Raw genomic sequence first — 13,445 nt, forward strand, 5'->3', positions numbered from 1 at the left:
CTAGAGTTCCAGAGTATTCAGTGATTGCCCGGCAAGCGCCTGCCTGACCGAGGCATCCATGCGGCGCGCGGCAAAGGTTTCCGTCGCGTGGTTGAGGGCATCGACGGCCTGGTTGATCGCGTCGCTGTCCTCCTGTCGCGCACAGTTGCGCAGGTTTTCCATTTGCGCGGCGATCTCGGTTCTTTCCTCGTCGTTCAGCAGCGCGGCGCCATCCTGGCGCAGGGCTGCTTCGATTGCTTCCAGCAGCCTGGCGGCATCGACCCTGGCTTCCTGCAACGCGCGGGCGTGCTTGTCCGCCTCCGCAGAGGTGAAGGAGGCTTGCAGCATGCTGGTGATCTGGTCCTCGCTCAGGCCATAGGACGGCTTGACCACGATATTGGCATGGGCGCCGCTGGCCTGTTCCTGCGCCGATACCGAGAGTAGCCCGTCGGCATCGACCTGGAACGTTACGCGAATGCGCGCCGCGCCTGCCGCCATCGGGGGGATGCCGCGCAATTCGAACCTGCCCAGCGAGCGGCAATCCGTCACCAGCTCGCGCTCCCCCTGCAGAACGTGGATGCTCATGGCCGTCTGGCCGTCCTTGAAAGTAGTGAAATCCTGCGCGCGCGCAATAGGCAAGGTGGAGTTGCGAGGAATGACTTTCTCGACCAGCCCGCCCATGGTTTCCAGCCCGAGGGATAGCGGGATGACATCCAGCAGCAGCAGTTCGTCGTCATGACGGTTGCCCGCGAGGATGTTGGCCTGGATGGCGGCCCCGAGTGCGACGACCTGGTCCGGGTCCAGGTTGGTCAGGGGTTCCTGCCCGAAAAAGCCGGTGACGGCCTGGCGTACTTGCGGCATGCGGGTCGCCCCGCCGACAAGCACAATGCCCTTCACGTCCTCCACCGCCAGCGAGGCGTCCCGCAATGCTTTGCGTATCGGGGCCAAGGTGCGGTTGAGCAGTTGCTGGGTGAGGCTGTGGAATTTCGCCTGGCCCAGGGTCAGGTTCACTATTTCGCCATCGCTGAGCACGGCGGTGATGTTGGCGCTTGCATGCTCGGTGAGCCATTCCTTAGCTTCCTTGGCCTTGGTCATCAGCAGGCGCGTATCGGCAGGATTGAGGGGCTGCAGGCGCGCTTGTTCCAATATCCAGCAGAATATGCGGCGGTCGAAGTCGTCCCCGCCAAGCGCGGAGTCGCCGTTGGTCGACAGTACCTCGAAAACGCCCTTGGTCAGGCGCAGGATGGAAACGTCAAAAGTGCCGCCGCCAAGGTCGTAGATGACGTAAATGCCTTCCGAGGAATTATCCAGGCCATAGGCGATGGCGGCCGCCGTCGGTTCGTTCAACAGGCGCAGCACGTTCAACCCGGCAAGGCGGGCGGCATCCTTGGTGGCTTGGCGCTGGGCATCGTCGAAGTAGGCCGGCACTGTAATGACGGCGCCGGTCAGTTCTCCACCAAGGACCTGCTCGGCACGCGTTTTGAGCGTTTTCAGGATTTCGGCGGAAACCTCGACCGGGGTCTTGATCCCGGCGCGGGTTTCAATTTGCACCATGCCCGGCATTTCAACAAAGTGGTACGGCAGATGGTTGGTATCCCCGATATCACCCAGGCCGCGCCCGAGGAAACGCTTGACCGATACGATAGTGTTCTGCGGGTCCTGGCTTTGCTGTAGCTGGGCAGGGTGGCCTACCTCAATCTGGCCGTCGGCGGTGTAGTGCACGACGGAAGGGAGCAATGCATGCCCGGCTTCGTCCAGCAAGACCGTGCTCAGTCCGCTGCGCACCGTCGCGACAAGGGAATTGGTCGTGCCCAGGTCTATGCCCACCGCCAGGCGATGCTGGTGCGGCGCAGTGCTCATGCCGGGTTCTGATATCTGTAGTAAAGCCATAGCTTGCCGTTACTCGTCTTCCAGTTTGCTTATCTTAAGTTCGACATCGCTGCGTATCTTGTCGACGAAACTCAATTTGCGCACAATGTCAGCGGATTCCTGCCATGCATGTTGCCGGTCCAGCGTGTCGGCCAGCGCCTGTTCCAGAATCTTGGCCTGTTCGCTCATGTCCTTGAGCAGGGCGTCCAGGGCCGTGACGTCGCCCTCGTCAAACGCTTCTTCCACTGCTTCACGCCACTCCATTTGCAGCATGAGGAAGTCGGCGGGCATGGCCGTGTTGCTTTCCTCCTCAGTGTCCACCCCTTGCAATTGCAGCAGGTACCGAGCGCGCGACGTTGGATGCTTGAGGGTACGGTAGGCCTCGTTGACCTGGGTTGCCCATTGCATGGATTGAATGCGCTCGTTGGGCGAGGCCGCCACGAAACGGTCGGGATGCACTTCTGCCTGCAGTTTTCGGTAGTGCTGGTCCAGCAACGCCATATCCAAGGCAAACCGGGCTGGCAAGCCAAATAACTCAAAGTGGTTCTGCTGTATATTGAACATAAAGGGTGGAGATTGAACAGGAGAGGGCAGCCAGGCTACTGCTGGCCGCCAGCGGCAGGGGAAAGCTGGCTATACCGTAAAGCTTTCACCGCAGCCGCATTCGTCCTTCACGTTCGGGTTGTTGAACTTGAAGCCTTCATTGAGGCCTTCCTTGGCAAAATCCAGTTCCGTGCCATCGATGTAGACCAGGCTTTTCGGATCGACGATCACCTTGACGTCATGGCTTTCAAACACCAGGTCTTCCGGATGGATGTCGTCAACGAATTCCAAGGTGTAAGCCATACCGGAACAGCCCGTCGTCTTGACGCCCAGGCGCAGGCCGACGCCTTTGCCGCGGTTGGCGAGGAACTTCTGCACCCGCTTGGCTGCAGTTTCTGTCAGCGAAATTGCCATGCATGACCTCCTTTAGGCTGCCTGCTCGTCCTTGACGCCCCGTTTGGCCTTGAGGTCCGCCACTGCTGCACGGATGGCGTCTTCTGCCAGCACGGAGCAATGGATCTTGACTGGAGGCAGCGCCAGCTCTTGTGCGATGTCGGAATTTTTGATTTCCATCGCCTGGTCGAGGGACTTGCCCTTGATGAGCTCGGTCACGAGCGAGCTGGATGCAATCGCGGAGCCACAGCCATAAGTCTTGAACTTGGCGTCCTCGATGATGCCGTTGTCATTGACCTTGATTTGCAGTTTCATCACGTCGCCGCAAGCGGGAGCGCCTACCATGCCGGTGCCGACAGAGGGATCGTTCTTGTCCAGGGAACCTACGTTACGTGGGTTCTCGTAGTGGTCGAGTACTTTGTCTGAATAAGCCATTTTTCTACTCCTCAATGTTGCCAATATGCCGCTGTTATTGAGTCACTAGCGCTGCACATTGGCAGGTGCATTTATCAATCTTGCCACCTGTGTGGCCAACCAGCTTGTTGCCTTGGGTATTCCCTAATGCGCTGCCCATGCCACGCTATTCAGGTCCACACCTTCCAGATGCATTTCCCAAAGCGGGGACAATTCGCGGAGCTTGCCGATCTTGCCTTTCATCAGTTGCACGGTGTAATCGATATCCTCTTCCGTCGTGAAGCGCCCGATCGAGAAGCGGATGGAGCTATGCGCCAACTCGTCGGAGCGTCCCAGCGCCCTCAGGACATAAGAGGGCTCCAGGCTAGCCGAGGTGCACGCGGAACCGCTGGAAACGGCAATATCTTTTACTGCCATGATCAACGATTCGCCCTCGACAAAGTTGAAGCTGATGTTCAGGTTGTGGGCGACGCGGTGTTCGAGATCGCCGTTGACATAAACCTCGTCAATTTCCTGCAAGCCTTTGAGCAACCTGTCGCGCAACTGGCGAATGCGTACGTTCTCGCTATCCATTTCCTCACGGGCGATACGGAAAGCCTCGCCCATGCCGACGATCTGGTGCGTTGCCAGCGTGCCTGAACGCATGCCGCGCTCATGGCCGCCGCCATGCATCTGCGCCTCGATGCGCACGCGCGGCTTGCGGCGCACGTACAGGGCGCCGATACCCTTGGGGCCGTAAGTCTTGTGGGCGGAGAAGCTCATCAGGTCCACAGGCAGCTTTTGCAGGTCGATATGCACTTTCCCGGTCGCCTGCGCGGCATCCACGTGGAAAATTACGCCTTGCTCGCGGCAGATATTGCCGATCGCTTCGATATCCTGGATCACGCCGATTTCGTTGTTGACCAGCATGACCGACGCCAGCACGGTGTCCGGGCGCAAGGCCGCCTTGAATTTTTCCAGATCCACGAGGCCGTTGGGTTCGGGGATCAGGTAAGTCGCTTCGTAGCCGAGGCGCTCCAGCTCGCGCACCGTATCAATCACGGCCTTGTGCTCGGTTTGCACCGTCACGATATGCTTGCCCTTCGAGGGGCTGTAGAAATTGGCTGCGCCCTTGATCGCCAGGTTGTTGGACTCGGTCGCGCCTGAAGTCCACACAATTTCGCGCGGGTCCGCATTCACCAGCTTGGCTACTTCCTCGCGTGCGTTCTCCACGGCCTTTTCCGCTGTCCAGCCGAAGGCATGGCTGCGCGATGCCGGATTGCCGAAGTGTTCGGTAAGGTAGGGGATCATCTTTTCCGCCACCCGTGGATCGATCGGGGTGGTGGCTGAATAATCCAGATAAATTGGCGTGCGTACTGTCATTTTCCGGTTTCCTAAACTGCGATAGCAGTTAACTTTCTCAATCTTGCGAGTTCGCGTTCCAGCGCTTGCAGGAAGGCGTTGACCTCATCTATGTCGTTATTCGCGCCCAGGCTGACCCTGATCGCACCGCGGGCGACATCCGGCTGGATGCCCATGGCCAGCAAAACATGGCTGGGCTCGGTATTGTCGCTGGAGCAGGCCGAGCCGCTGGCAACGGCAAATCCTTGCTTGTCCAAGGCCATGACCAGGGTTTCGCCTTCGATGCCGCTAAAGGCAAAAAAGCTGGTATTGGGTAAACGCTCGGCTCCTGCGCCGAAAATAACCGCATCCAGTTTGCGGATGCCTTGCTCCAAATGCTCGCGCAGGAAGGCCAATTCGCTGCGGCGTTGCCGCGCTTCAGCGGATGCCAACTCGCAAGCGGCGCCAAAACCCACGATCGCGGCGATATTCTCGCTGCCGCTCCTCAGGCCTCTTTCCTGCCCGCCGCCATAGAGTAGCGGCTGGATATCGATCCGCTTGTCCAGGATCAATGCGCCGGCGCCTTGCGGGCCATTGATCTTGTGGGACGACAGGCTCATGGCATGCACATTGAGGCTGGCGAAGTCCACGTCCATCTTGCCCAACGCCTGCACTGCATCGGTATGCATGTAAGCCTTGTGCTCACGGGCAAGCTCGCCCAGGCCGGCGACATCCTGTACCACGCCGGTTTCATTATTCGCCAGCATGACCGATACCATGTCGGGCTTATTTTGCAATATGGATTCCAGCGAGGTTTTTTCAACCTGCCCATGCTGGTTGCTGGCAATCCGGTCAAGCTCCCAGCCTTGCCACCTGAGCGCTTCGGCCGGCCGGGAAACCGCAGGGTGCTCCAGGCTGCTGACGGCGATCCTGCCTTGACCCAGCGCATTGGCTACGCCTGTGATGGCAAGGTTGTCGGCCTCGGTGCCGCCGCTGGTGAAGATCACTTGCGAAGGATGCGCGCCAACTGCATCCGCCACCCGCTCGCGTGCCTGGTCGATGGCATTGCGGGCCGAGCGGCCATAAATGTGGCGGCTGGTGGCATTGCCTTGCTGTTCAGACAAATATGGCAACATGGCCTGCAACACCGAGGGGTGGAGGGCTGTGGTGCCATTGTTGTCAAAATAGACCGGGCGCATGTTGCAATCCTTGGCCTAGGCCGCGACCTGTACCTGCGAGCGCGAGGTTTCGCGGCGCACCGTGAAGCGGATTTCCTTGCCTTCACGCTGCGAAGCCACCAAGTCGGCAAGCGCAACGCCAGAGAGGTATTCCAGTATCTTGGCGTTCAAGCTGGACCAAAGGTCGTGCGTCATGCACGGCTTGCCTTCGTGGCAGTTTTCCTTGCCGCCGCACTGGGTGGCGTCGATCAGCTCATCCACGGCAGTGATGATGTCCGATACGGAAATGTCATGGTGGTTTTTGGCCAAGCGGTAACCGCCGCCTGGGCCGCGCACGCTCTTCACCAGCCCATTGCGGCGGAGGCGGCTAAAAAGCTGTTCTAGGTAGGAAAGGGAAATGCCTTGGCGCTCGCTGATGCCAGCAAGAGTGACCGGCTTTTCCTCTTCGTTGAGGGCCAGATCCAGCATCGCAGTCACTGCAAAACGGCCTTTTGTGGTTAATCGCATGTTCGGTTCCTAAAATTGTTCGGATGGCGCGCCATTACTGGATTGGCGCGGCTTTTTCACGACGGATTTCTAGACTGGAATTCTAGAATACCTGAACACTTTAGTCAACTATTTTGTTGATGTAGTTCACATCGAAAGCGTGCCCGACTTCGGCATCCGTTTCGATGTCTGCACCGAGTTTTGCCAGCTGCTGCTTGACCTCCTGCAGTTGATTGTCCTGGTAGGCGATATGTTCGATGAGGGCATGAATGGCCTTGTTCAATGGGTCGTTCATGTTTTCGCTGACGGCATAGGCGGCAAAGCCGATCTTTTCCGCCATGTTGTCCTGCTGGCGTGGCTGCTCCTGGTCGACGATGCGCGCGGGAATGCCGACCGCGGTGGCATTGTCCGGAATGTCCTTGACGACAACGGCATTGGAGCCGATCTTGGCTTTGGCGCCGATCGTGATTGGGCCGAGCACTTTCGCGCCCGCGCCGATCACGACGCCGTTCAGCAGCGTGGGATGGCGCTTGCCTTTGTTCCATGAGGTGCCGCCCAGGGTGACGCCGTGGTACAGGGTACAGTCGTCCCCGATCACGGCAGTCTCGCCGATGACCACCCCCATGCCGTGGTCGATGAAGACGCGCCGGCCGATGACGGCGCCGGGATGGATTTCAATGCCGGTGAACCAGCGTGCGATATACGAGCTGAACCTGGCCAGCCAGTAAAGGCGCAGCCGCCAGAGCCGGTGCGAGACCCGGTGTATGAGCAGGGCATGTACGCCCGGATAGGTGGTGAGGATTTCCCAGCGCGTGCGGGCAGCAGGGTCCCGCTCGAATACGACGCTGATGTCTTCTTTGATTTTGCTGAACATCCTACTATTTTACTCTGAAATTGGAGGCAAGCGTGATGTCTCAAGGGGATGGCCTTCGTGGCGGATAGGGCTTTTGCGTGGCGCTGAGTATGCCCCGCAGGATGTTGACTTCCTCCTTTTCCAGACCTGCGCGGCCATACATGCGGCGCAGGCGCTGCATCAGACGCTTGGGTTGTGCAGGGTTCAGAAAGCCGATCTCGACCAATACCTGCTCCAGGTGCGCGTAGAAACGCTCGACCTCGTCGCTGGTGGCCAATGGGGCGGATTCGGTGCTGACTGGCTGTGGATTGTCCAGGGCCGCCATGCGCAGTTCATAGCTGATGACCTGCACGGCAGCCGCAAGGTTGAGCGAGGAGTATTCCGGGTTGGCGGGAATCATGGCGAGTAATTGGCAATGGTCGAGTTCCGCATTGGAGAGCCCGCTCATTTCCGTGCCGAACACAATGGCGACAGGGGCGCCGTGGGCTGCGTCAATCGCGCGTTGCACGCCAGCATGCGCTGAGACCAGCGCATGTGAAAGTTCGCGCCTGCGTGCGCTCATGCCGATGGCAAGCGCCGTACCGTGCAATGCCTCCGCCAAGGTTGCGCATACCTGGGCGTTATCGAGGACGTCCGTCGCGCCCGATGCCATGGCGGTCGCCTCGGCATGGGGGAACGATTTTGGGTTGACCAGCACGAGCCGTGACAGCCCCATGGTCTTCATGGCGCGCGCAGCGGCTCCTATGTTGCCGGGGTGGCTTGTCTGGCAGAGCACGATACGGATTTGTTGCAGCAGGTTGGGTTTGGAGGTCATGGCAATAAAGCTTAAAATATCATTTTAACAGTTTAGGCCCTGTGCTCGAAAAAGCACATTTGCCACTTGTTCTTTAAAACCAGCCCGGCCTGCCGGGACATCGATAACGGAAAGAATCTATGCATTTGTTGAACAATGCGGTCAAGGCCGCCCGCCGTGCAGGCGATATTATCAATCGTGGCTCCTTGGATGTGGGCGCCCTGACGGTGCGCAGCAAGGATTACAACGATTTCGTCAGTGAAATCGACCATGCTGCCGAGGCGGCCATTATTGATGTGCTGAAGAACGCCTATCCTGACCATGGTTTTTTTGGCGAGGAAAGCGGCAAGCAGGACGAGGATGCGGAAAACGTCTGGATCATTGATCCGTTGGACGGTACGACCAATTTCCTGCATGGTTTCCAGCAATATTCCGTTTCGATCGCCTTGAGGCAAAAGGGTCAGATCACGCGTGCGGTCATCTACGATCCCAGCCGGAACGATCTGTTCACGGCCATTCGCGGCGGCGGCGCTTTCCTGAACAACAAGCGTATCCGCGTCACCAACCGTCCCAAGTTGCAGGATTCCCTGATCGGCACGGGTTTCCCGTTCCGCGACTTCACCCATTTCGAGACTTACCTCGGCATGTTCAAGGATATGGTGAAGAAAACCGCCGGCTTGCGCCGCCCCGGCTCTGCCGCGCTTGACCTGGCTTATGTCGCGGCCGGATGGTTCGACGGCTTCTGGGAAATCGGCCTGTCTACCTGGGATATTGCGGCTGGCGCTTTGCTGGTGCACGAAGCAGGCGGCTTGGTCGGGGATTTCGAGGGGAACGAGGGTTTTCTGGAAAGCGGCAATATCGTGGCCGCCAACCCCAAGGTATTCGCACAGATGTTGCAGGTCCTGGCGCCGCATTTGACCGAAGAGTTGAAGACCAAGAAAAAGTAATGTCCAGGGCAGCGGATGTTGCCCATTTCAAATCTACATATCCATAAAAGAAAAAAGCCAGCGTGAGTTTTCACGCTGGCATTACACTATGGAGAAGTTGCAAAGAACATGGAGTGAACTCTTAACTTCTGGGAGTCATTCTAGAGAGTGAGCAGGCCGGTGGCTGTAGGAATGTGTCACTTGGGCAGGGGGAAATGTTCATTCAAATTTCGTGCTGAATGGATAGGTGTCGGGACTTTTTCCCGTTTCTGTTTTCGGAGAACTGATTTAAATTGCGCAATCACCCGCAACCTCCTGCTCAATCAAGTTCGCCGATGAACCTAAAATTACGTCTCAACCTGATCATTACCCTGCTGTTGGCATCGGTGTTGTTGCTTGCTGCAATCATGATGGTCCATAACGCGCGGGATGACGTGCGTGCGGAAGTGCAATCCACCGCTACGCTGGCCATGCACCTGCTGGATGCGGAAATACTGCATTACACCTCCGACTTCGCCTGGCTGCGCGAGACTGATGGCCAAAACTCCAATTCCATGTTCCGGTTGCACAGCCTTGGAAACGTCCGGCACCTGCGCATCGAGTTTTTTGATGCGAACGGGCGCCTGCGGGACAGCAATATCGAAGGCGACAAGCAGGAGCCAACCTCCTGGCTGGTACGGACCATGGGATTCATTTCCCCGGCCATGCCTGAAATCCGCCGCAAGATTTTTGTCAGCGGCCGCATGATCGGCGAGTTGGTCGTCACCCCCGATCCTAGTTATGAAATCCAGGAAGTGTTGGGCGATATCATGGGGCTGCTGCTGCTGGTCGCGATCTTCTTTGTAGCCGTCAATGCGTTGGTGTATTGGGCGGTGGGACGCGCGATGCGGCCTGTCGACAGCGTGATGACGGCGTTGAATGAGCTGGAGCGTGGCAACCTCAAAGCGCGGCTGCCGGAGTTTGAGCTGCCGGAGCTGGCTGGCATCAGCCGGAAGTTCAATGCCATGGCCGAGACGCTGGAAACGAGCATTCACAACAATCATAAGCTCACGCAGCAGATGATCCGCCTGCAGGAGGACGAACGCAAAAACCTGGCTCGCGACCTGCATGATGAAATCGGGCAATACCTCACGGCCGTGCATGTGGATGCTTCCGCTATCCTCAATGCCAAGAATATCGAAGGGGCCAAGGAAAGCGCCAAAGCCATCAGCGCAGTGGCGCGGCAGATGATGGATATCGTGCATGACATGTTGCAGAGGTTGCGTCCATCGGGCCTGGATGCGTTCGGGCTCAGCACTGCCGTGACAGACCTGGTGAATACCTGGAAGCAGCGTAACCAGCAGGTTGAAGTGCGTTTTGACATTCCCGAGCGTCTCGACGACGTCCAGGATGAGACGACGGCTATCGCGGTCTATCGCATCGTGCAGGAGTGCCTGACCAATGTGACCCGGCATGCCCATGCCAGCCAGGTGGATATACGGATCAGTATCGAGGGCGCTATGCTCAGGATTACGGTTGAGGATAACGGACGAGGATTCAATACTGCCCAGTTGCCATCCGGTTTTGGGCTGGCGGGCATGCGGGAGCGCGTGGAAGGCCTGGGAGGGCGTTTCTCATTGGAAAGCGCTTTGGCTGCCGGCGCGCGCGTCAACGTCGAATTGCCATTACAAGAATCAGTAGGGGATAAACAATGAGTGTGAATATTCGCGTCATGTTGGTGGACGACCATGAGGTCGTCCGCTCCGGTCTGCGGCGCTTGCTTGAGCAAAATGACGGCGTGGAGGTCATTGCCGAGGCGGACAGCGGGGAGCAGGCGTACCAGTTCTATGGCGAGCATGTGCCCGACGTCGTCGTGATGGATATGTCCATGCCGGGTATGGGCGGGCTGGAGGCCTTGCGGCGCATCATTGCGCGTTATCCCCAGGCCCGTGTGATTATTTTCTCCATGCATGAGAATGCGGCGTTTGCATCACAGGCTTTAGGGGCGGGCGCCAGGGCTTATGTTGCCAAGTCCGGCGCGGCGGACGATCTGGTCCAGGCGGTGCGCGAAGTGGCACAGGGCAAGGGATACTTGAGCCCGGGCATTGCCCAGCAGATTGCGTTGCAAACGCTTTCAGGTAGTGACGATCCTACGCGCTTATTGTCCGCGCGCGAGTTTGAAGTATTCCGCTTGCTGGCCGCGGGCAAGGGGATAGAGGAGATTTCCACTATCCTGAAGATCAGCCAGAAAACCGTAGCGAATTACCAGACGCTGCTGAAGCAGAAATTAGGTATCACCAGCCCAATCGAGCTGGTCCGACTCGCTATCAAGCATGGCGTAATTGAAGGTTGAAGCATGATTCCTGGGTTTTTCGAAACACCTTCCCGAAAAGCGCAAGATTTTGTCATTGTCGGGAATAATTCCTGGTGTTTTTGGGGAATTAATGCGATGGCTGATTCAACCGCTTAGGCATAGGATGCTACCTAACAGCTTGGATTTTTCAGCAAGACGTTTCCCCATCAAGCCTGTTGTTCAACTCCATACCACTAAGGATGTATCAAAACCAGGCTGACACCTGGTTTTTTTTTGCCTTGAATCAATTCAATCCCGTTGCTGGGTGATGCCGAAGCGTATCGCCATATGCACCAGTTGCCCCGTGGTTTGCACGTTGAGCTTCTGCCTTACCTGTGTCTGGATGTTGGCGGCGGTCTTGTAGCCGATGTGCAATTGTTCCGCGATGCCGGTCAAGGAAACGCCTTCGGCAATCCGGCGGAACACTTCGAACTCCCGCGGGGAGAGTTTTTCCAATGGATTCTCGGTAGGCGTGAAGCGGTCCATGGCGAGGTGCTGTGCCAGTTCGTGGCCGATGTAGCGTCCGCCGCGCAACACTTGCTTCACCGCCTCCAGCAATACTTCCGGCGCGTCGGTCTTGACGACATAGCCCTTGGCGCCAGCCTGCATGGCGCGCGCTGCATAGATATTGTCGTTGTGCATGCTGAAGATGATGAGGCGGGCATTGCCATCGCGCGCAATGATGCGGTGCAAGGTTTCCAATCCGCCGATCCCGGGCATGTCCAAATCGAGAATCCCCAGGTCGGGGTGGTGTTCCTGCCAAAGCGTGCAAGCGCGCTCGCCGTTTTCCGCCTCGGCGGTCACCTGGTAGCCCGCGTTTTCCAATAAGGTGCGTAAACCGCTACGCACTACTGCGTGGTCGTCTGCCAACAGTATTTTCTGAGCCATGTTAATTAACTTTCCTGAATCGCCTTGGATGCTGTACTGAAGGGTAGCGTGGCCGAAATGACGACCCCTTTCTCCCTGCTGCGTACGTTAAACACGCCGCCTTCCGCTTCAACGCGCTCGCGCATGCCGGATAGGCCGAAACCGGCTCTGGGCAGGTGGGGGTTGAAGCCAACGCCGTCATCATGAACTTCTATCGTCAACGTGTCGGAAAGGATGCCGCGCGTGCGGATGAGCTTGATCGAGATATGGCTTGCATGCGCATGGCGCGCGATGTTGGTGAGCGATTCCTGCACGATGCGGTAGGCTACGATGCTGGTTTTTTCCGGCAGGCTCAGGCAACTCTTGTCCAGCGCCAATTGACACTCGATCGCCGGATGCTGCTTTTTCCACTCGCTGACCAATTGTTCAATCGCCTCCACAAGCCCATGGGCGTCCAATGCCGTAGGCCGCAGGCGGTGGATCAGTCCCCGCACCGCTTGTTGAATATGCTCGACATGCGAGTTGATGCGCGCGGCAAACTCTGCCAGCGGATGTTGCTTGTCCTTGGGCAGGCTGGCTAATTCCAGGCGGATTGCAGTGAGGTACTGTCCCATTTCGTCATGGACTTCACGCGCAATATTGCGGCGCTCTTCCTCTTGAACCTGCATGGCATGGCGTGCAAGCGCCTGGTTCTCCTTGAGTAGGACAGCCAGTTCACGCTCAGCCAAGTGTTGCTCCGTGATATCGGCAAAAAAACCGTAGATATTTTTTTCGGAGGTGTGCGGATTGTCCAGGGCGCGTGTCAGCCGGGCCGTCACGATCCATGGCGCATTATCGGGACGCGCAACCGTGAGTTCCGGAATATCGACCTTTTCTGCCGTTTGCAGCTTTTGGCAAAGCTCATCCCAATGCTTGCCAATTGCCTTCTTCAGGTTGAGCGTGGAGGCGCTGTTGCCAGACATGGTGCTGAATGCCTGGTTGCACAGCAAGATATTGCCTTTCATGTCAGCAATGAAATTGCCGCACAAGCCTTGATCGAACAGCGTTTTGAACATGCGCTGGCTTTCTTGCGATGCATGTTCGGCTTCTGCCCTGCGGTTGGCTTCAGAGATCATTTCGCGCATTCGGCGGCGTGAAAACCAGATGGCGACAAAAGCTGCGGCGAAAAGCACCAATGGAAACTCGTCCAGCTGCAGCGATTCATGAGCCAGCGCCCATGCAATGAATTTTTCCGAGAGGTCCAGCTTTGCCGAGAGCAGGAAGACGCTCATGATGACAATCAGGGAGATGACAAAATCACGGGCAGACTGAGAAATGCGTGTCCAGAATGTGATCATAGGAATGGAGTTTTGAGTGGTGCTCATTATCGCGACATTCTGATAGAGATTATTCATTCCATGGAAGTGATTTTTTCCTGAAATCGCTTGCTGGACGCGGGTTTGTGAGTTTCTCCCGTTTTTATGTGTGATTAATTTTTATTTGCATTGAAATA

14 protein-coding genes are annotated in these 13,445 nt (G+C 57.4%); 3 read left to right on the forward strand and 11 right to left on the reverse strand.

The features are described 5' to 3' along the window. The 9 genes from hscA to ACWXTG_RS00795 form a co-directional block, all read right to left on the reverse strand. Nucleotides 1–1,869, reverse strand: a complete 1,869-nt coding sequence (gene hscA, locus ACWXTG_RS00755; RefSeq protein ID WP_480220378.1) for a Fe-S protein assembly chaperone HscA — start codon at nt 1,867–1,869, stop codon at nt 1–3. A 9-nt stretch (nt 1,870–1,878) separates the two neighbouring features. Next, on the reverse strand, nt 1,879–2,412 hold the full coding sequence (hscB, locus tag ACWXTG_RS00760; RefSeq protein WP_480220379.1) for a Fe-S protein assembly co-chaperone HscB: 534 nt from the start codon (nt 2,410–2,412) through the stop codon (nt 1,879–1,881). 69 nt (nt 2,413–2,481) lie between these two features. After that, a complete protein-coding gene (gene iscA / locus ACWXTG_RS00765) occupies nt 2,482–2,805 on the reverse strand; it encodes an iron-sulfur cluster assembly protein IscA (RefSeq protein ID WP_309564752.1) in 324 nt (107 codons plus the stop codon). Nucleotides 2,806–2,817: 12 nt separating this feature from the next. Then, nucleotides 2,818–3,219 (reverse strand): Fe-S cluster assembly scaffold IscU, encoded by a 402-nt coding sequence (gene iscU / locus ACWXTG_RS00770; RefSeq protein WP_309564753.1) that lies wholly within the window; start codon nt 3,217–3,219, stop codon nt 2,818–2,820. 123 nt (nt 3,220–3,342) lie between these two features. Continuing rightward, nucleotides 3,343–4,560 carry an IscS subfamily cysteine desulfurase gene (locus ACWXTG_RS00775; protein ID WP_480220380.1) on the reverse strand — a complete coding sequence of 406 codons (1,218 nt, stop codon included), beginning with the start codon at nt 4,558–4,560 and terminating at the stop codon, nt 3,343–3,345. Between the two features lie 11 nt (nt 4,561–4,571). After that, nucleotides 4,572–5,717, reverse strand: a complete 1,146-nt coding sequence (locus ACWXTG_RS00780; protein ID WP_480220381.1) for a cysteine desulfurase family protein — start codon at nt 5,715–5,717, stop codon at nt 4,572–4,574. 15 nt (nt 5,718–5,732) lie between these two features. Then, a complete protein-coding gene (gene iscR, locus ACWXTG_RS00785; RefSeq protein ID WP_309564756.1) occupies nt 5,733–6,203 on the reverse strand; it encodes a Fe-S cluster assembly transcriptional regulator IscR in 471 nt (156 codons plus the stop codon). A 100-nt stretch (nt 6,204–6,303) separates the two neighbouring features. Beyond that, on the reverse strand, nt 6,304–7,056 hold the full coding sequence (gene cysE / locus ACWXTG_RS00790; RefSeq protein WP_309564757.1) for a serine O-acetyltransferase: 753 nt from the start codon (nt 7,054–7,056) through the stop codon (nt 6,304–6,306). Between the two features lie 40 nt (nt 7,057–7,096). After that, nucleotides 7,097–7,849: an RNA methyltransferase gene (locus ACWXTG_RS00795; RefSeq protein WP_480220382.1), complete on the reverse strand. Its 753-nt coding sequence runs from the start codon at nt 7,847–7,849 to the stop codon at nt 7,097–7,099. A 119-nt stretch (nt 7,850–7,968) separates the two neighbouring features. Between ACWXTG_RS00795 and ACWXTG_RS00800 the strand changes: the two genes are divergently transcribed. The 3 genes from ACWXTG_RS00800 (at nt 7,969) to ACWXTG_RS00810 (ending at nt 11,086) form a co-directional block, all read left to right on the forward strand. After that, nucleotides 7,969–8,775 (forward strand): inositol monophosphatase family protein, encoded by an 807-nt coding sequence (locus ACWXTG_RS00800; RefSeq protein ID WP_309564759.1) that lies wholly within the window; start codon nt 7,969–7,971, stop codon nt 8,773–8,775. 314 nt (nt 8,776–9,089) lie between these two features. After that, nucleotides 9,090–10,448 carry an ATP-binding protein gene (locus ACWXTG_RS00805; RefSeq protein WP_309564760.1) on the forward strand — a complete coding sequence of 453 codons (1,359 nt, stop codon included), beginning with the start codon at nt 9,090–9,092 and terminating at the stop codon, nt 10,446–10,448. Beyond that, a complete protein-coding gene (locus ACWXTG_RS00810; RefSeq protein WP_309564761.1) occupies nt 10,445–11,086 on the forward strand; it encodes a response regulator in 642 nt (213 codons plus the stop codon). The genes ACWXTG_RS00805 and ACWXTG_RS00810 overlap by 4 nt, the downstream gene beginning before the upstream one ends. Nucleotides 11,087–11,335: 249 nt before the next feature. On the opposite strand, the gene ACWXTG_RS00815 is transcribed toward ACWXTG_RS00810, so the two are convergent. Together ACWXTG_RS00815 and ACWXTG_RS00820 are read right to left on the reverse strand one after the other, a co-directional pair. Continuing rightward, nucleotides 11,336–11,974 (reverse strand): response regulator, encoded by a 639-nt coding sequence (locus ACWXTG_RS00815; RefSeq protein ID WP_309564762.1) that lies wholly within the window; start codon nt 11,972–11,974, stop codon nt 11,336–11,338. Between the two features lie 5 nt (nt 11,975–11,979). Continuing rightward, nucleotides 11,980–13,317: a histidine kinase gene (locus ACWXTG_RS00820; protein WP_309564763.1), complete on the reverse strand. Its 1,338-nt coding sequence runs from the start codon at nt 13,315–13,317 to the stop codon at nt 11,980–11,982. Nucleotides 13,318–13,445: the final 128 nt, after the last annotated feature.

The organism is Methylobacillus sp. DLP286, from assembly GCF_056636515.1.

Bases quoted from the DNA above. Each gene is read 5' to 3' on its own strand.
- hscA (WP_480220378.1), bottom strand. From the start codon at position 1,869: ATGGCTTTACTACAGATATCAGAACCCGGCATGAGCACTGCGCCGCAC.
- hscB (WP_480220379.1), bottom strand. From the start codon at position 2,412: ATGTTCAATATACAGCAGAACCACTTTGAGTTATTTGGCTTGCCAGCC.
- iscA (WP_309564752.1), bottom strand. From the start codon at position 2,805: ATGGCAATTTCGCTGACAGAAACTGCAGCCAAGCGGGTGCAGAAGTTC.
- iscU (WP_309564753.1), bottom strand. From the start codon at position 3,219: ATGGCTTATTCAGACAAAGTACTCGACCACTACGAGAACCCACGTAAC.
- ACWXTG_RS00775 (WP_480220380.1), bottom strand. From the start codon at position 4,560: ATGACAGTACGCACGCCAATTTATCTGGATTATTCAGCCACCACCCCG.
- ACWXTG_RS00780 (WP_480220381.1), bottom strand. From the start codon at position 5,717: ATGCGCCCGGTCTATTTTGACAACAATGGCACCACAGCCCTCCACCCC.
- iscR (WP_309564756.1), bottom strand. From the start codon at position 6,203: ATGCGATTAACCACAAAAGGCCGTTTTGCAGTGACTGCGATGCTGGAT.
- cysE (WP_309564757.1), bottom strand. From the start codon at position 7,056: ATGTTCAGCAAAATCAAAGAAGACATCAGCGTCGTATTCGAGCGGGAC.
- ACWXTG_RS00795 (WP_480220382.1), bottom strand. From the start codon at position 7,849: ATGACCTCCAAACCCAACCTGCTGCAACAAATCCGTATCGTGCTCTGC.
- ACWXTG_RS00800 (WP_309564759.1), top strand. From the start codon at position 7,969: ATGCATTTGTTGAACAATGCGGTCAAGGCCGCCCGCCGTGCAGGCGAT.
- ACWXTG_RS00805 (WP_309564760.1), top strand. From the start codon at position 9,090: ATGAACCTAAAATTACGTCTCAACCTGATCATTACCCTGCTGTTGGCA.
- ACWXTG_RS00810 (WP_309564761.1), top strand. From the start codon at position 10,445: ATGAGTGTGAATATTCGCGTCATGTTGGTGGACGACCATGAGGTCGTC.
- ACWXTG_RS00815 (WP_309564762.1), bottom strand. From the start codon at position 11,974: ATGGCTCAGAAAATACTGTTGGCAGACGACCACGCAGTAGTGCGTAGC.
- ACWXTG_RS00820 (WP_309564763.1), bottom strand. From the start codon at position 13,317: ATGAGCACCACTCAAAACTCCATTCCTATGATCACATTCTGGACACGC.